The organism is Streptomyces tagetis, from assembly GCF_018069565.1.
Classification (GTDB): Bacteria; Actinomycetota; Actinomycetes; order Streptomycetales; family Streptomycetaceae; genus Streptomyces; species Streptomyces tagetis.
Genome location: NZ_JAGPNL010000002.1, coordinates 669,848 through 684,815, shown reverse-complemented (window position 1 = coordinate 684,815; position 14,968 = coordinate 669,848). Strand labels below are relative to the sequence as shown.

General features: G+C 74.4%; 15 protein-coding genes. 6 read left to right on the top strand and 9 right to left on the bottom strand.

The features are described 5' to 3' along the window. Nucleotides 1-574: 574 nt before the first annotated feature. Together J5Y05_RS11140 and J5Y05_RS11135 are read right to left on the bottom strand one after the other, a co-directional pair. Complete coding sequence (locus J5Y05_RS11140) at nt 575-1,603, bottom strand: SCO7460 family lipoprotein (protein WP_210871037.1); 1,029 nt, start codon at nt 1,601-1,603, stop codon at nt 575-577. Nucleotides 1,604-1,809: 206 nt separating this feature from the next. Beyond that, nucleotides 1,810-2,166: a transglycosylase family protein gene (locus J5Y05_RS11135; protein ID WP_210871035.1), complete on the bottom strand. Its 357-nt coding sequence runs from the start codon at nt 2,164-2,166 to the stop codon at nt 1,810-1,812. A 314-nt stretch (nt 2,167-2,480) separates the two neighbouring features. On the opposite strand from J5Y05_RS11135, the gene J5Y05_RS11130 reads away from it, so the two are divergent. The 3 genes from J5Y05_RS11130 (at nt 2,481) to J5Y05_RS11120 (ending at nt 5,368) form a co-directional block, all read left to right on the top strand. Continuing rightward, entirely contained in the window at nt 2,481-2,972 is a 492-nt protein-coding gene (locus J5Y05_RS11130; protein ID WP_210871033.1) for a DUF5949 family protein, read from the top strand. Between the two features lie 219 nt (nt 2,973-3,191). Beyond that, nucleotides 3,192-4,250 carry a right-handed parallel beta-helix repeat-containing protein gene (locus J5Y05_RS11125; RefSeq protein ID WP_210871031.1) on the top strand — a complete coding sequence of 353 codons (1,059 nt, stop codon included), beginning with the start codon at nt 3,192-3,194 and terminating at the stop codon, nt 4,248-4,250. Between the two features lie 74 nt (nt 4,251-4,324). Further along, nucleotides 4,325-5,368, top strand: a complete 1,044-nt coding sequence (locus J5Y05_RS11120; RefSeq protein ID WP_210871029.1) for a methyltransferase — start codon at nt 4,325-4,327, stop codon at nt 5,366-5,368. A 71-nt stretch (nt 5,369-5,439) separates the two neighbouring features. On the opposite strand, the gene J5Y05_RS11115 is transcribed toward J5Y05_RS11120, so the two are convergent. The 4 genes from J5Y05_RS11115 to J5Y05_RS11100 form a co-directional block, all read right to left on the bottom strand. Next, nucleotides 5,440-6,600 (bottom strand): SchA/CurD-like domain-containing protein, encoded by a 1,161-nt coding sequence (locus J5Y05_RS11115; protein ID WP_210871027.1) that lies wholly within the window; start codon nt 6,598-6,600, stop codon nt 5,440-5,442. Nucleotides 6,601-6,753: 153 nt separating this feature from the next. Beyond that, nucleotides 6,754-7,446, bottom strand: coding sequence for a class F sortase (locus J5Y05_RS11110; protein ID WP_210871025.1), 693 nt, complete (start codon nt 7,444-7,446; stop codon nt 6,754-6,756). 141 nt (nt 7,447-7,587) lie between these two features. Next, nucleotides 7,588-7,998 carry a hypothetical protein gene (locus J5Y05_RS11105; protein ID WP_210871023.1) on the bottom strand — a complete coding sequence of 137 codons (411 nt, stop codon included), beginning with the start codon at nt 7,996-7,998 and terminating at the stop codon, nt 7,588-7,590. Nucleotides 7,999-8,161: 163 nt separating this feature from the next. After that, the gene (locus tag J5Y05_RS11100; protein WP_210871021.1) at nt 8,162-9,004 is read right to left on the bottom strand and encodes an alpha/beta fold hydrolase; all 843 of its coding nucleotides are present in this window, start codon (nt 9,002-9,004) and stop codon (nt 8,162-8,164) included. Between the two features lie 283 nt (nt 9,005-9,287). Between J5Y05_RS11100 and J5Y05_RS11095 the strand changes: the two genes are divergently transcribed. Then, nucleotides 9,288-9,926: a hypothetical protein gene (locus J5Y05_RS11095; RefSeq protein ID WP_307853839.1), complete on the top strand. Its 639-nt coding sequence runs from the start codon at nt 9,288-9,290 to the stop codon at nt 9,924-9,926. Nucleotides 9,927-10,033: 107 nt separating this feature from the next. After that, nucleotides 10,034-10,561, top strand: coding sequence for a GNAT family N-acetyltransferase (locus J5Y05_RS11090; protein WP_210871017.1), 528 nt, complete (start codon nt 10,034-10,036; stop codon nt 10,559-10,561). Here the strand turns inward: J5Y05_RS11090 and J5Y05_RS11085 are convergent. Both J5Y05_RS11085 and pgm read right to left on the bottom strand, forming a co-directional pair. Then, nucleotides 10,551-11,021 (bottom strand): ATP-binding protein, encoded by a 471-nt coding sequence (locus J5Y05_RS11085; protein ID WP_210871015.1) that lies wholly within the window; start codon nt 11,019-11,021, stop codon nt 10,551-10,553. The two genes, J5Y05_RS11090 and J5Y05_RS11085, sit on opposite strands and share 11 nt — an antisense overlap. Nucleotides 11,022-11,204: 183 nt before the next feature. Then, the gene (gene pgm / locus J5Y05_RS11080; RefSeq protein ID WP_210871013.1) at nt 11,205-12,845 is read right to left on the bottom strand and encodes a phosphoglucomutase (alpha-D-glucose-1,6-bisphosphate-dependent); all 1,641 of its coding nucleotides are present in this window, start codon (nt 12,843-12,845) and stop codon (nt 11,205-11,207) included. A gap of 299 nt (nt 12,846-13,144) precedes the next feature. Here pgm and J5Y05_RS11075 point away from each other — a divergent pair, with 299 nt between their 5' ends. Beyond that, nucleotides 13,145-13,966 (top strand): SAM-dependent methyltransferase, encoded by an 822-nt coding sequence (locus J5Y05_RS11075; RefSeq protein ID WP_210871010.1) that lies wholly within the window; start codon nt 13,145-13,147, stop codon nt 13,964-13,966. A 22-nt stretch (nt 13,967-13,988) separates the two neighbouring features. Here the strand turns inward: J5Y05_RS11075 and J5Y05_RS11070 are convergent, their stop codons facing one another. After that, a complete protein-coding gene (locus tag J5Y05_RS11070; protein ID WP_210871008.1) occupies nt 13,989-14,924 on the bottom strand; it encodes a LysR family transcriptional regulator in 936 nt (311 codons plus the stop codon). Nucleotides 14,925-14,968: the final 44 nt, after the last annotated feature.

Sequence of the window (14,968 nt, the reverse complement as noted above, 5' to 3'; positions counted from 1 at the left end):
GTGCTGTCCGGGCCGTCCCTGAAGTCGGGGATGCCGTTTTTCACCCATCCGTCCGCTCCGCAAACGCGGTGATCGTATCACCACATGATCAGGTAAATTTACGTCAAGAAGCGTAAAGCTGGGAGCGGTTGGGAACGATTACCGTTCAACTTTGCTCACCCGGTGCGGTGATGCTGACGGACTCTCTGGTTCCGCTTCGTGGTGAGGGCGATGCCACTCCCCCACGGCCCACCGTGAACCGCCCGCCCCTCCCGCGAAGTCGCAGGTGACGGCCCGTCCGACGGGACTGTCCCGGAAGCCGTGTCGGGTCGCCCGGCGCCGGGCCGTCCGCTTCCTCCCGGCGCCCGCGCGTCGTCTCCGGGCCCCGCCGAGGGCCGTCCGCGCACCCCGTCCCCGCACCGCCGGCGCACGTGGCGAACGCCACGGCACCGCACGGATCGAGCCACGCGCGGGGGGCTCGTCACCCGCCGCACGGGGCGCCGGGACGGCCGGGTGCGGGGGCGGCTGCGGGGACGGGACGGCTGCGGGGAGGGGGCGGCTGCGGGAAGGGGGCGGCTGCGGGGAGGGGGCGGGCTCACGGCGGGGGGAGGCGGAGCACACCGCGCTCGTCGCGGATGTCCGTGAGCACGTCCAGGACGGAGGCGTGACGGCCCTCGGTGTCCGAGGTGACGACGGCGGCGAGATCGCCGAGGCAGCGCTTTCCGTCGGCGGGCGGACGCGCGCAGAAGAGGACGTGGCCCCGCATCCGGTCGATCCGCCCCGGTTCGAGGCGCCAGACGCCCATCCCGGCCCCGCCGGTCGTCACCGCGTCCGGGTGGGTGCGCCGCAGCTCGGGCAGGACCGACGCGTCGATCTGCCGGGAGAACGCCTCCCGCTGCTCGAAGGGCGCGACCAGCCGCAGCGTGGGCGTCCCGGCCTCCGCCCCGCCACCGGCGCCGGGCGCGACCGGGTAGGCGGCCACGTGGTACGGCACGCCGGCGAGGGCGGCGAGCCGGGGCCGGTGGGTGAGCCGCAGCAGGGTCGGCCGGTCCTCCTCGGCGGAGGGCAGCCGGGCGGCCGTGCCGGGGGCGGCGAAGGCGACGGACACCCACCGCGGGCTCTCGGCGTCCGGCCGGGCGGCGCGGGCGGTGGTCCAGCGTTCGACGCAGGCGCCGATCTCCGCGAGCACCTCGTCCAGGTTCCCGTTGGTCGGTTCGGCCTCCACCCAGGGCGTGGAGAGCCCCTGGTCCACGGCGAGCACGGGGTGCCCGCACTCCTCGAACGCCTCCCGCATCAGCCGCAGGTGCTCCCCCTGGGACCGGCCCCGCTCGACCGCCTTGCGCAACGCCTCCGCGCAGGTCCCGCCGCCGTCGCAGCGGTCCTTGTCCGCGTCGACGCGGAGGACGACGGCCGCGTCGGGGTCGTCGGCGAGCGAGAAGGTGATCTCCGATCCGGTGGTCTCGGGGACGAGGGTCCGCGCCCCGATGACCGTCAGCTTCCCGGGGAGGACCTCCTCGGCCACCTCCCGCGCCCGCCGCTCGTCGTCCCCGGTCCCGAAGACCCCGCACCCGGCCACCAACGCCCCCACCAGCAGGACACCCCATCCCCCGAGCCAGCGCCGCATGTCTCCCCCTCCCGCCCCACCGACACGGCCGACGATAGACACACCGGCGACGGACCGAATGAGTGCGCGTACTCAGGGGCGGTGAGTGGGATGACCTGGGAGGGGCCGGGCGACGCGCGGCGGAGGGCCCGGGGATGCCACCGCACACGCGGGGAGGAGTCGGGGCGGGAAGAGCCGTTCGGCGGCTCGGGTCGGCACGCCGTGCGTCAGGCACAGCCCCAGGCCGACATGCCCTGGAGGTGGGCCAGGCGTTCGGCCACGGCGATCTGTTCGGCTCGGGTGGCGAGGTCGGCGCGGGGGGCGTAGGCGAGGCCGCCGGCGGCGATCCAACTGGTGTGGGCGAACTGGAGGCCGCCGTAGTAGCCGTTGCCGGTGTTGGCCTTCCAGTTGCCGCTGGACTCGCAGGCGGCGATGGCGTCCCAGTCGGTGCCCGGCGCGCGGGTCGTGGTGGCGGCGTTCGCCGGCCCGGCCGTGGCCAGTGCCGCGGCGGCGGCCAGGGCGATCAGCGTGACGCGCGGGGCGGGGCGGCTCGGGGTCACCCCGAGGAGTCGTCTGTGGATCATATGAAGAGGGTTACCGCGCGAGGCGGTTCGATCGGTGCCCTCATTCGTGGTTCACCGATCGGAGCACCGGCTCGCCGGGGGCGACGGGGCCGGGCCGGCCTCCCCAACCCTCCCCCGGCACACCGGAGTTGCGCACCAGACCGGGAGCCGCGCACAGACACCCGCGGTGCTCGCGTCCGCTCCATCGGCCGCCGACCGCCCGAGGGGCACGCCGTGCGCTCCGCGGGCCTCGTTCGTGTGAAGACCAGCGCGGGGTTCGTCCGGTCGGGTGAACGGGGCCGGGGCGGCTTCCGGGCCGCGGATACGGTTTCGCGGTGACCTCGATCTCAACCGATTCCCGCCCCCTGCGCACCGCCGACCTGGGCACCGTCGTCCTCATGTCCTGGAGCCGGGAGACCCCGGCCGGCGACGTCCCCTTCCTCCTCGCCTGCTCCCTCGGCGACGGGCCCGAGGGTCCGCAGGGCACGGCCGCCGCCGTCCGGCAGTTGCTCGCCCTCGCCAGGCTCCCCGTGGGCGAGGGCGTCCTCGACGCCACCGTCCTGTCCGACCTGCCGGTGGGGCTGCTGGTGGTGCCCGGCGCCGCCTCCCTCACCATGCCGGGGGTCAGCACCCAGTTCGCGCCGCCGCCGGCCTGGCGCGCGGCGGTCGACGCCCGCGGGTACGCCTGCCTCATCTTCGCCACCCGTGCCTGGCCCGGCGGCGAGCCCGGGGACGCCGAGGCGGTGGCCGCCTTCGCCAACGACGAGCAGACGCTCGCCACGTCGGCGCAGGTGGTGCTCCCGGTGCGTACCCTGCGCGCCGGCTGACCGTGTCCCCGCACCCCCGCGACGCCGCGGCCCGCCGGGGTCGTCGTGCGGGGCGGGCAGGTTCCGGCCCGGCCGGTGACCCGGGCGGGTGCCCTCCGGCGGCGCAACGGCCCGTCGGCGGGACGCGTTTCGCGTGGTCGGAGGGGGGCCGGTGGGTGACACGCCGTCGGATGGCGCATCCTCACCGGGACGGAACAGGCCGGGCATACCGTGCGCGGTATGAAGAAATGCCACGTTGTGTACCTGGCGTGCACCGCCGCCCTGGTCGGCACGGGGCTCGGTGCCGCTCCCTCCCAGGCCGTCCACGCCACCCATGTGGTCCGCCCGGGTCAGTCGATCCAGAAGGCCGTGGACGCCGCCCGACCCGGCGACACCGTCCACGTCATGTCCGGCACCTACCGCGAGAGCGTCAAGGTCACCACCCCCGGGCTCACCCTGCGCGGTTCCGGACCGGACACGGTGATCCGGCCGGGCGGCGAGAAGGCCCCCGACAACTGCTCCGAGCGCGGCAACGGGATCTGCGTGGCCGGCACCAAGGACACCCCCCTGCGGGACGTCACCGTCGCCGCGCTGACGGTCAGCGGGTTCACCGGCAGCGGCGTGTTCGCCATGGGCACCGACCGGCTCACCGTCCGGGACGTGACGGCGGAGAAGAACGGCGTGTGGGGCATCGCCCAGCAGCGTTCCGTGCGCGGCGTCCTGCGGGACAACACCCTCCGCGACAACGGCGACGCCGGGCTCTTCCTCGCCAACACCATCACCGCCGAGGAGGGCGCCGCCGACACCCAGGGCACCGTGGTCGCGCACAACCGGGCCGAGGGCAACCGCATCGGCGTCACCGTCCGCCGGCTGAGCAACCTCAGCGTCACCGGCAACCACCTCACCGGCAACTGCGCCGGCGTCTTCGTCGTCGGCGACGAGAACACGCCCAGGACCGGTGACCTGCTGGTCGGCGGGAACCGCGTGGTGGGGAACAACAAGTCCTGCCCGAAGACCGAGCGGCTGCCCGCCCTCCAGGGCTCCGGCATCGTGCTGACCGGCGTCGAGAAGACCCGGATCACCCGGAACCTGGTCGCGGACAACGCCGGCGCCTCGCCGCTTTCGGGGGGCATCGTCCTGTTCAAGAGCCTCGTCGGCGCCACCAGCGAGCAGAACCGGATCGACCGCAACACCCTGCGCGGCAACGCCCCCGCCGACCTCGTCGACACCGAGACCGGCGCCGTCAACACCTTCGAGGGCAACTCCTGCGCGGCCTCCCAGCCCGCGGGCCTGTGCTGACCGGCGGCGACAGCCCGGCCGCGCCGACTCCCCCGCAACCACCCGTGCACCGTAGAACGGAAGGACAGCGGTACATGACGACCGCTCAGACCGCCCCGCAGCCGCCCATGCGGCTCAGGGAACTCGTGTTCGGGGCGGCGTGTGCAGCCGCCCTGCGCGCCGCCGCCCGGCTCGGCGTCGCCGACGCCCTCGACGACCGCCCCCTGGCCGTCGAGGACCTCGCGGCGGCCGTGAAGACGGAACCCCAGCCGCTGCGCCGACTGCTGCGCGCCCTGACCTGCTACGGCGTCTTCGCCGAGGAGCCGGACGGGACGTTCGCCCACACCGACATGTCCCGGCTGCTGCGCGAGGACGACCCGCACAGCCTGCGCGCCATCACCCTGTGGTGCACCGAGCCGTGGACCTGGGACGCCTGGCCGAAACTGGACGAGGCGGTGCGCACCGGGCACAACGTCGTCGAGGACCTGTACGGCAAGGAGTTCTTCACCTACCTGGGTGAGGACGCGCCCGCGTCGGCCGAGATCTTCAACCAGGCGATGACCACCTCCAGCCGGCAGTCGGCGGCGGACGTCGCGGCCTTCCTCGACCTGTCGGGGCGCGGCTCCGTCGCGGACATCGGCGGCGGCCAGGGCCACGTGGTGGCGAGCCTGCTGGAGAAGTACCCGTCGATGCGGGGCACCCTGCTCGACCTGCCGCGGGTGGTGGAGAACGCGGACCCGCGGCTGCGCGAGGGCGGCGCGCTCGCCGACCGGGTGCGCATCGTGCCCGGCGACTGCCGGACCGCGATCCCGGTCCGGGCCGACGTCTACGTGGTCAAGAACATCCTGGAGTGGGACGACGAGAGCACGGCCCGCGCGCTGCGCAACGTCGTCGAGGCGGGCGGTCCGGGCACCCGAGTCGTGGTGATCGAGAACCTGGTCGACGACTCGCCGTCGATGCGGTTCAGCACCGCGATGGACCTGCTGCTGCTGCTGAACGTCGGCGGGGCCAAGCACACCACGGACAGCATGGTCGCCCGGCTGACCGCGGCGGGCCTCGTCATCGACGACATCCGGCCGGTCAACGCGTATCTGCACGCCTTCGACTGCACGGTGCCCGAGAAGCCCGCGGGGCTCTGAGGGACCCCAGGGCACCGGCCCCGGACCGCGCCGAGCGCGTGGTCCGGGGCCGGTGCCGTGCGGGCGGGGTGTCAGACGCCTTCCGCGCGGCGGTCGGTGACCAGCGTCGTACGGGCCCGCGCGAGGGCGCCGGCGAGCGCGGGCTCGCCCTGACGGAGGGCGGTGCCCAGGCCGTCGGGGTCGTCGAGGAGTTCCGTCAGTTCGGCGGTGCGCTCCGCGTCCGGCAGGCCGAGGGCGACGGCCGGGGCACAGGCGTCGAGTCCGCCGCGCACGTCGATGAGCCGGACGACGATGTCGTCGCGCTGGAAGATCGTGCTGCACACCACCGGGCTGCCCGGGTCGTCCGCCGCGGCCTCGTCGCGTTCGGCCAGCAGCCGGGCCAGTTGGGTGCCGCGGCCGGGCCGGGCCGGGTAGGACAGGGCGTGCCGCCGCGCCGCCGGGTCCTCGCGCCCCGCGGTGACGTGGTGGACGGCGGGCAGCGCGGCCCGGGTGTAGAAGACCCGCGCGGACTCGGGGTCGGCGAGGTCCCGGTCCTGCTCCAGGTACGGGTTGATGGCCTCCTCGACCGCCCGTACCTCGGGCTGCTGGGCGACGTGGCGCAGGGCGGCGAGCAGGTCGCCGCGGACCTCGATGGCCCGCACCACGCGGTTGCCGTGCAGGAAGAGCGAGGTGCGGCAGAGGCGGGTGGAGTCGTCGACGCGGGCCTCGGGCGAGGCGTAGTCGGCGAGGATGCCGGCGACCGTGGCCTCGCTGCCGGGCCGGACGGTGAAGGTCAGGGCGTGCCGGATGACGCCGTCGCCGACCCGGGGCGCGGTCTGGAGTCCGGCGCGGCCGGGCTCTGCCTCGGCCACGGGGGCGCCGGTCTCGCGGACGACGTGGAAGCGCAGCGATCTGGTGTCCCGGACGCAGCGGTGCAGCGGTTTGACCATCCGTACGTGCTCTTCGCTGCTCACCCAGTCCAGGAAGGGCGGGGCGCTCTCCCATTCGCTGGTGATGAGCCACTGGGAGGGGTTCTCGATGGACTGGCAGAGCTGTTCGCTGAGGTGCCCGGGGACGGACTCGACGTGGCTGCGCAGTTGCTCGTACGTATCGAGGAACTGCTGCTGGGCCCCGTCGTTGACGTCGAGGAGCAGGACGACGCGGAGCCGGGAGCCGTCGAACACGGACTGGGAGACGCGGTGCGGCACCTGCCGCGTCGGGGGTTGTGAGGCGGTGGGGGACGTGGTGGTCATGGTGCGCCCATCTCCTTCGCGGGGGTGGTACTGAGCGTCGCCCGCCGGTGATGCGACGCCGGCGTGTCTCGATCCTGTGCCCGCCCCCGCGGGCCCGCGACCCGTGTGCGTTGGGCGGGTGACCGGCCGGAAGGGGCGGTGCCGCCGGGCGGGTCAGGCCAGGTGCGCGAAGACCACCAGGTTGTCGGTGTAGTCCCTGGCCGTGCGGTCGTAGGAGCCGGCGCAGGTGATGAGGCGTACCTCGGGGCGGTCGGCGGGGTCGTAGACGCGCTCGCTGGGGAAGTCGCTCTTCTCGAAGGTCTCCAGGCTGTCCACGACGAAGGAGGCGGTACGTCCGTCGGCCCGTTCCACCTGGAACCTGTCGCCCTCCTCCAGTTGGTCGAGCCGGGCGAAGACGGCCGCGGAGCGGATGGTGTCCACGTGTCCGGCGATGATCGCGGTGCCCTTCTCGCCGGGCGAGACGCCCTTGGCGTACCAGCCGACGAGGTTGGTGTCGTCGGGGGGCGGGGGCTGGAGCCGGCCGTCGGCGGCGAGGGCGAGGCCGGTGAAGGGGGCGTCGACGGAGATGCCCGGGATGCGCAGGCGCACCGGCGCGGAGCGGGGCAGGGCGCCGTCCGTGCCGTCGGCCGTGCCGGCCGACGAGATGGCGGAGGTGGCGGAGGGGGCGGCGGAGGCTCCGGCGCGTGCGGGGGCGGGCGGCGGCGTGGAGTCGGCCGACGTGCCTTTGCCGCCGAGCAGGTTGACCGCGAGGAGCAGCAGCACCACGGCGCACAGCACGGTCGTGCCGCCGCGGGAGCCCTGGCCGGGCGGTGCCTGGCCAAGGGGGGCGGACGGGGGGACGGGCATCGGGGACCACCTCGGGGGTGCGCGGCAGCGGGTCGGACGGGGGGTGGCGCGGCAGTGGTCGGACGGGGGTGTGGCGCGGGCGAGCCGGGCCGCCCCGCGGGGTGCGGGTGACGGCCCGGCCGCTATCGCGCCCGGCACGGCTCAGGCCGTTCCGTTCGACGTCTTCCTGCGGCGCAGGGCGTACAGTCCGGCGCCGGCGACGGCCAGCACGGCGAGTCCGCCCGCGGTCGTTCCCGGCTGGGCGAGGCCGCCGCCGCCCGTGTGCATGCCGCCGCGCGGCTGCTCCCGGTCGCCGCCGCCGCTCCAGGACTTGCCGCCGCTCTCGCCGCCGCCGTCCCAGCCGCCGTCGGCGGAGACCGCGCTCAGCGCGCCGCCGCCGGTGTGCATGCCGCCGCGCGGCTGGTCGTGCCTGTTTCCGCTGTCGTGCTCCTTGCTGTAGGAAGAGTCGTCGTTGTTCCAGTCGCCCCCGGCGGCGGCGTGGGCGCCGGGGGCGCCGAAGGCGAGGACGCCGGCGGCGGCGGCCGTGGCCAGGAGCGTGCGAGCTGAGCGCATCGTGGGTTCCTTCCGTCGGGCGCGGGTAGCTGGTGCTTCGTCAGCTTGGGAAAACCCGGGGCTCGACGTGAATCACCGTCAGTCAGGCGTGGCCCTCGCACCACTCAAGGCGCTCAGGCGGGTGAACACCCCCCGCCGGGTGGGCGGAAGGTGTCCCGATGGCTCACCGGCGAAGGAATTCCAGGAGGTCCGCGGTGAACCTCTCCTTGTCGCCGGGGACCATCGCCAGGCCGTGGGACGCCTTCTCGTAGACCTTCAGCTCGGCGTCGGGGACCAGGCGGGCGGCCTTGCGGCCGGTCGCGTCGAGGGGCACGATCCGGTCGTCGTCGCCGTGCACGACGAGGGTGGGGACGTCGAAGCGTGCCAGGTCGGCGTGGAAGTCCGTGGCGGCGAAGGCGTCGACGCAGCGGACGGCGCCTTCGAGGGTCTGGGACATCGCCATGTACCAGAAGGCGTCCCGGTTGCCCTGGGTCGGGCCCTTCCCGTCGGAGGCGGCGCCGGTGTCGCCGGCGGAGAAGAAGTCGGCCGAGAGGTCCTTCCAGTACTGGGAGCGCTCGGTGAGGATGCCGGCCTTGATGTCGTCGAACGCCTGCTGCGGGACGCCCTCGGCGTTGTCCGGGCCGCGCAGCATCAGCGGGGTGATCGCGGAGAGGAGCACCGCGGAGCGGACGCGTCCGGTGCCGTGGCGGCCGATGTAGCGGGCGAGTTCGCCGCCGCCCATGGAGTGCCCGACGAGGGTGACGTCCCGCAGGTCGAGGCCGGTGATCAGGTCGTCGAGGTCGTCGGCGAAGGTGTCGAAGTCGTAGCCGTCGTGGACGGGGGTGGAGCGGCCGTGGCCGCGGCGGTCGTGGGCGATGCCGCGGTGGCCGGCGTCGGCGACCGCCTTGAGCTGGTCCTGCCAGGCGTCGCCGTTCAGCGGCCAGCCGTGGATGAAGACGACCGGCCGGCCGCTCCCCCAGTCCTGGTAGAAGAGGTCGACGCCGTCGCGGGTGGTGCAGGTGGGCATGGGCCCTCCGTCGGTCAGGGGGCCCGGTCCCGAGGGGCGGGCCGGCGGGAGTGGGTGGGGACGCCGCGGCGGCGTCCCCCAGCAGTCGACCGCACCCGTACGGGCCGCGCACCAGCACGCCGCCGGACGGGTCCGGTCCGTCACCCCACCGCCGGGCCGCCCGGCCCCCGGGGGCGGCGGGGGCGCTTGGTAGGCTGCTGCGCTGACCTCGGCGGATGGGAGGATCGTGCGGGCCACCGGCACAGCGACGACCGTAGGGGCGTGTCTTCTGGCGACGGCGGCGGTGACGGGCTGCGGGTCCGGCGACCCGGCGCGGGACCCGTCGGCGCGGGACCTGCTCGACCGGGCCAACGCCGCGATGCGCCGGCTGGACTCCGTACGGATCGAGTACACGACCACCACGGAGCGGGGCGGCACCATCACCAGCCGCCAGGTGACCGACCTCTCCGGCCGGTGCGTCACCACGATCACGTGGTCCCAGGGCGGCCGGCTGGAACAGATCCGGATCGGCGAGACGGACTACGTGCGGCCCGACCGTGCCTACCTCCAGCGGTGGAAGAAGGACGGCTCCGCCACGGCCGAGCAGCGGCTGTGGGTCCGCACGCCGGTGACCGAGGCGTCCGCCGCCGAGGGTCTGGGCGACTGTCCCCGCGAGTTCCGCTCCTTCGGCACGGTGACCAAGGGCGAGACCACCCGCGTGGGCGGCCGGGCCGCCCGCGAGCTGCACGTCGTGGACGGGGAGCCGGGCGCGGGGACGTACGTCTTCTCCGTCGCCACCGAGGGCACGCCGTACGTGCTGAAGGTGGTCTACCGGGACGACGTGTACGACACCACCACCACCTTCGGCGACTTCGACGCCTCCTTGGACATCCGCCCGCCGAAGGACGCCGAGGTGGTCGACGGGGACGACGTCCGGGGCTGAGGGGCCGGGCCCCGGCCACCGCCCGGCGGGCCTCCCCGCTCCCGGGCCCGCGGCGCCGCGGGGATATCCGGTCGCCCGGCGGAGGGCGGCCCCGCTACGTTCCGGGCATGACGGAACTGCGCACCGCTCGCCTGCTGCTCCGCGGATGGCGGGAATCCGACCTGGAGCCGTGGGCGGAGCTGAACGCCGACCCGGAGGTCCGCGCGTACTTCCCCGACGTGCTCGACCGGGCGCGCAGCGACGCGTCGGCGGCCTTCTTCCAGGCCGGTCTCGACCGGCGCGGCTGGGGCTGGTGGGCGGTGGAGACGGTGGCCACCGGCGAGTTCATCGGGTTCGCCGGGCTCGATCCGGTGGACGCCGGCATGCCGTTCACCGGTGTGGAGGCCGGCTGGCGGCTGGCCCGCGCGGCCTGGGGCCACGGGTACGCCACCGAGGCGGGACGGGCCGTGCTGGCGCACGGCTTCGGTGAGCTGGGGCTTCCTGAGATCCTCGCCGTGACGGCCGCCGGGAACGCCCGGTCGCGGGCGGTGATGGGCCGCCTGGGCATGGTCCACGATCCGGCCGAGGACTTCGACGACCCGGGCGTGCCCGAGGGGCCGCTGCGCCGGAGCGTGGTGTACCGGATCAGGAGGTGAGGCGGACCGGGCGGAGGGACGTTTCGTCGGTGAGGGGGACGGCGGCGCGGGTGCGTTTGCCGACCGGCTCCTTGTGCACCTCGAAGCTCTGGCAGACGGCCATCACGATCTCCAGCCCGTGCCGGCCCACCCGGCCCGGGTCGGGGGCCTCCGGGACCGGCAGTACCGGGGCGCTGTCCCACACGGTGACCTCCACCCGGTCCTCGGCCAGCTCCAGGTCGACCAGGGACGGGCCGGGGGCGTACTTGCAGGCGTTCGTCAGCAGTTCGCTGACCACCAACTGGACGAGGTCCCTCGCCCGGTCGGAGACCACGAGCCCTTGCGCGGCGCGCAGCCGGTCCAGGAAGCGGCGGGCCAGCTCGCGGCCCCGGGCGATGTCACCGGGACCGCCCTCGTACTCCGCCGACATCCTGACCAGCGCTTTCCGTAGCTGGTCCGTGTTCCGGGCAGCCCCGTCCATCCGATCCGCCCTCTTCCTGAGCCTTGACCGTTACGCCTGCCCGTCTACCCCGAAACGGGGAAAGCAACGGACATCGGCCGCCCGGTGTCACGTGCCCCGCACCAGGCCCCGGGCGGGCCGCTCCCCCGGTCCGGCGGCGTACGCGGCCGGACGGCGGGGGCGCGGCCCGGTGGTGCGGGCGGGTCAGCCGCCGAGGGCGGCGAGGACGACGGCCTTGGCCTCCTCCTGGACCTGCCCCAGGTGCTCCGGGCCCCGGAACGACTCGCCGTAGATCTTGTACACGTCCTCGGTGCCGGAGGGCCGGGCCGCGAACCAGGCGTTCCGGGTGGTGACCTTGATGCCGCCGATGGGCGCGCCGTTGCCCGGGGCCTCGGTGAGGACGCCGGTGACCGGCTCCCCGGCGAGGGTGTCGGCGGTGACCTGCGCCGGGGAGAGCCTGGCGAGGCGGGCCTTCTCCTCGCGGGTGGCGGGGGCGTCGATCCGGGCGTAGGCGGGCTCGCCGAAGCGGCCGGTGAGCGTGCGGTAGTGCTCGGAGGGGGTGGCGCCGGTGACTGCGGTGATCTCCGAGGCGAGCAGGGCCAGGATGATGCCGTCCTTGTCGGTGGTCCACACCGAGCCGTCCCGGCGCAGGAAGGACGCGCCGGCCGACTCCTCGCCGCCGAAGCCGAGGGTGCCGTCGACCAGCCCGTCCACGAACCACTTGAAGCCGACGGGCACCTCGACCAGGGGGCGGCCCAGGTCGGCGGCGACCCGGTCGATCATGCCGGAGGAGACCAGCGTCTTGCCGACGCCCGCGTCGGCGGGCCACTCCGGGCGGTGCGCGTACAGGTAGGCGATGGCGGCGGCGAGGTAGTGGTTGGGGTTCATCAGGCCCGCGTCGGGGGTGACGATGCCGTGCCGGTCGGCGTCCGCGTCGTTGCCGGTGGCGATGGTGAAGCGGTCGCGCCGTTCGATCAGGGACGCCATCGCGTACGGCGAGGAGCAGTCCATGCGGATCTTGCCGTCCCAGTCCAGGGTCATGAACCGCCAGGTCGGGTCGGTCAGCGGGTTGACCACGGTCAGGTCGAGGCGGTGCTGCTCGGCGATGCGGCCCCAGTAGGCGACGGAGGCGCCGCCGAGCGGGTCGGCGCCGATGCGCACACCGGCGGAGCGGACGGCGTCCAGGTCGACGACGTTCGGCAGGTCGGCGACGTAGGTGCCGAGGAAGTCGTACCGGCCGGTGCCGGGGGCGGCCAGCGCCCTGGCGTACGTCACGCGCCGGACGTCCCCGAGGCCGGCCGCGATGATCTCGTTGGCGCGGTCCTGGACCCAGGAGGTGGCGTCGGAGCCGGCGGGGCCGCCGTGGGGCGGGTTGTACTTGAAGCCACCGTCGGTGGGCGGGTTGTGCGAGGGGGTGACGACCACGCCGTCGGCGAGGCCGGTGGTGCGGCCCCGGTTGTGGGTGAGGATGGCGTGGGAGACGGCCGGGGTGGGCGTGTAGCCGTCCTCGGCGTCGATGAGGACGGTCACGCCGTTGGCCGCGAACACCTCCAGCGCGGTGATCCTCGCCGGCTCGGACAGGGCGTGGGTGTCGGCGCCGAGGAACAGCGGGCCGTCGGTGCCCTGGGCGGCCCGGTACTCGCAGATGGCCTGGCTGGTGGCGGCGATGTGGTCCTCGTTGAAGGCCGTCGCCGACGACGACCCGCGGTGCCCGGACGTGCCGAACGCCACCCGCTGGCCGGGCTCGGCCGGGTCCGGGTGCAGGGCGTAGTACGCCGTCACCAGCCGGGCCACGTCGGTCAGGTCCTCGGGGCCGGCCGGCCGTCCGGCTCGGTCGTGCAGCATGCGCCCACTCCTCCGCTTCGGTCATGCATTCGCTCGCCGTCCCATCTTCCCCCGGCCGAGCGCGGGCGCCGACCTCGGGCGGGGCGTCGGGGTGGAACGGAGGCGGTGGGGGCGGGTGCGGTGGGGTGGATCGGAGGCGGTGGGGGGCGGGCCGGGCGGACGGCGCGGCCCGGCCGGTTCCCCGACGGCGGCGCGTCCCCGTCGCGCCGACCGGGTGCGTCAAGATGGGTGCGCTCTTCAACTGCCCTTAGTACGTTGGTGCTTGCGTGATCACCAGGGGAATCGGGAGGGACCAGCAGATGGCCGAGTCGTCCGCCAGGACCGAGGCACCTCGCAGGATCAGGACGGACCGGCCGCACACGGCCCGGATCTGGAACTACTGGCTGGGAGGCAAGGACAACTACGCGGTCGACCAGGAGGCCGGGGACCGCATCCGGGCCCTGCACCCCGGGATCGGGGAGTACGCCCTCGCCGACCGGAAGTTCCTCGGCCGCGCGGTGCGCCATCTGGTCGCCGAGCACGGGGTGCGGCAGTTCCTCGACATCGGCACCGGGCTGCCCACCGCGGACAACACCCACGAGGTGGCCCAGCGCCTCGCCCCCGAGTCCCGGGTCGTCTACGTCGACAACGACCCGATCGTCCTCGCCCACGCGGAGGCGCTGCTGACCAGCGCGCCGGAGGGGCGCACCGCGTACCTCGACGAGGACCTGCGCGACGTCGACGCCATCCTCGGGCAGGCCGCGCGGACCCTGGACCTGACGCGGCCAGTGGCGCTGGTGCTGCTCGGCGTGGTCATCTTCGTCGAGGAGGACGAGGAGGCGTACGGCATCGTGCGCCGGCTGGTCGACGCGCTCCCGGCCGGCAGCCACCTCGTGCTGTCGCACACCATCACCCGGCCGGACATGCCCGACGTCGACGCGGCGGTGGCCTTCTGGAACGAGAACGGCACCCCGAGGCTGACCCAGCGCACCCCCGGGGCCGTCGCCCGCTTCTTCGACGGGATGGAGCTGCTGCCGCCCGGCGTCGTCTCCTGCAACCGCTGGCGCCCCGACGAGGTGGGGGCCGGCGGCGAACCGCCCGCCGAGGTCGCCATGTTCGGGGGCGTGGCCCGCAAGGTCTGACGCCCCCGTGCGCCGGGCCCGGTCACCGCACGGCGTACGGCGGAAGCTGGGCGGGGCTGACCTGCTCGCCCAGCACGTCCGACATGAACCGCACGAGCCAGCGCTGCGCCGGGCTGCGCGAGGACTCGTGCCGCGCGTAGAGCGCCACCTCGATCAGCTCGGTCTCGAAGGGCAGCCTGACCAGGCGTACGTGGTGGGAGGCGGTGAAGACCTCCCCCACGTACTCCGGGACGATCGCGATCAGGTCGGTCTGCTCCAGCAGGTACGGCAGCATCGAGAAGCGGGTGGCCTCCACCACCACCCGGTCGAGCAGTCCGAGCGCGGCCAGCGCACCCCGCGGCGCGAGGTGCCCGCTCGGCCCGAACACCGTCGCGTGGTGCTCGGCCGCCAGCTCCGCCAGTGTCACCGTCTCCCCCCGCACGCGCGGGTGGTCGGAGGCGACCATGCCCACGTACCGCTCCTGGAAGAGCGGGATGCGCACGGTCCGGTGCGAGTTCAGCACCGGCGTCGCCACGAACGCGTCGAGGTCCCCGCGCCGCAGGTGACTCTCCGCGTCCTCCACGTCGAAGGGCCGGACGGTGAAGGAGACGCGCGGGGCGCGCTCCCGGGCCGCCGCGAGGAGCCTCGGCAGCAGCGTGGCCTCGCCGAGGTCCGACATGGCGATGGTGAAACGGCCCGGCATCGTCTCCGGGTCGAAGTCGTCCGCCTGCCGGATCGTGCCGTCGATCTCCGCCAGGGCCCGCTGGAGCGGTTCGTACAGCCGCCGGGCGCCCGCCGTCGGCGTCAGACCGCGCCCGGTGCGCCGGAACAGCTCGTCGTCGAAGTGCCGGCGCAGCTTGCCCAGGCTGTAGCTGACCGTGGGCTGGGTGACGTGGAGCGCCTCCGCGGTGGCCGTGACGCTGCCGGATTCGTAGAGCAGGACGAAGACGCGGGCGAGGTTGAGGTCGAAGGAGGCCATATCGACGGACTCTATATCGCGGCGCCGAAACATCTATTGGTGCC

What these genes read in the sequence shown, in the direction of transcription:
- J5Y05_RS11140 (WP_210871037.1), bottom strand. Translation starts at nt 1,603, where the DNA reads ATGCGGCGCTGGCTCGGGGGATGGGGTGTCCTGCTGGTGGGGGCGTTG.
- J5Y05_RS11135 (WP_210871035.1), bottom strand. Translation starts at nt 2,166, where the DNA reads ATGATCCACAGACGACTCCTCGGGGTGACCCCGAGCCGCCCCGCCCCG.
- J5Y05_RS11125 (WP_210871031.1), top strand. Translation starts at nt 3,192, where the DNA reads ATGAAGAAATGCCACGTTGTGTACCTGGCGTGCACCGCCGCCCTGGTC.
- J5Y05_RS11120 (WP_210871029.1), top strand. Translation starts at nt 4,325, where the DNA reads ATGACGACCGCTCAGACCGCCCCGCAGCCGCCCATGCGGCTCAGGGAA.
- J5Y05_RS11115 (WP_210871027.1), bottom strand. Translation starts at nt 6,600, where the DNA reads ATGACCACCACGTCCCCCACCGCCTCACAACCCCCGACGCGGCAGGTG.
- J5Y05_RS11110 (WP_210871025.1), bottom strand. Translation starts at nt 7,446, where the DNA reads ATGCCCGTCCCCCCGTCCGCCCCCCTTGGCCAGGCACCGCCCGGCCAG.
- J5Y05_RS11105 (WP_210871023.1), bottom strand. Translation starts at nt 7,998, where the DNA reads ATGCGCTCAGCTCGCACGCTCCTGGCCACGGCCGCCGCCGCCGGCGTC.
- J5Y05_RS11100 (WP_210871021.1), bottom strand. Translation starts at nt 9,004, where the DNA reads ATGCCCACCTGCACCACCCGCGACGGCGTCGACCTCTTCTACCAGGAC.
- J5Y05_RS11090 (WP_210871017.1), top strand. Translation starts at nt 10,034, where the DNA reads ATGACGGAACTGCGCACCGCTCGCCTGCTGCTCCGCGGATGGCGGGAA.
- J5Y05_RS11085 (WP_210871015.1), bottom strand. Translation starts at nt 11,021, where the DNA reads ATGGACGGGGCTGCCCGGAACACGGACCAGCTACGGAAAGCGCTGGTC.
- pgm (WP_210871013.1), bottom strand. Translation starts at nt 12,845, where the DNA reads ATGCTGCACGACCGAGCCGGACGGCCGGCCGGCCCCGAGGACCTGACC.
- J5Y05_RS11075 (WP_210871010.1), top strand. Translation starts at nt 13,145, where the DNA reads ATGGCCGAGTCGTCCGCCAGGACCGAGGCACCTCGCAGGATCAGGACG.
- J5Y05_RS11070 (WP_210871008.1), bottom strand. Translation starts at nt 14,924, where the DNA reads ATGGCCTCCTTCGACCTCAACCTCGCCCGCGTCTTCGTCCTGCTCTAC.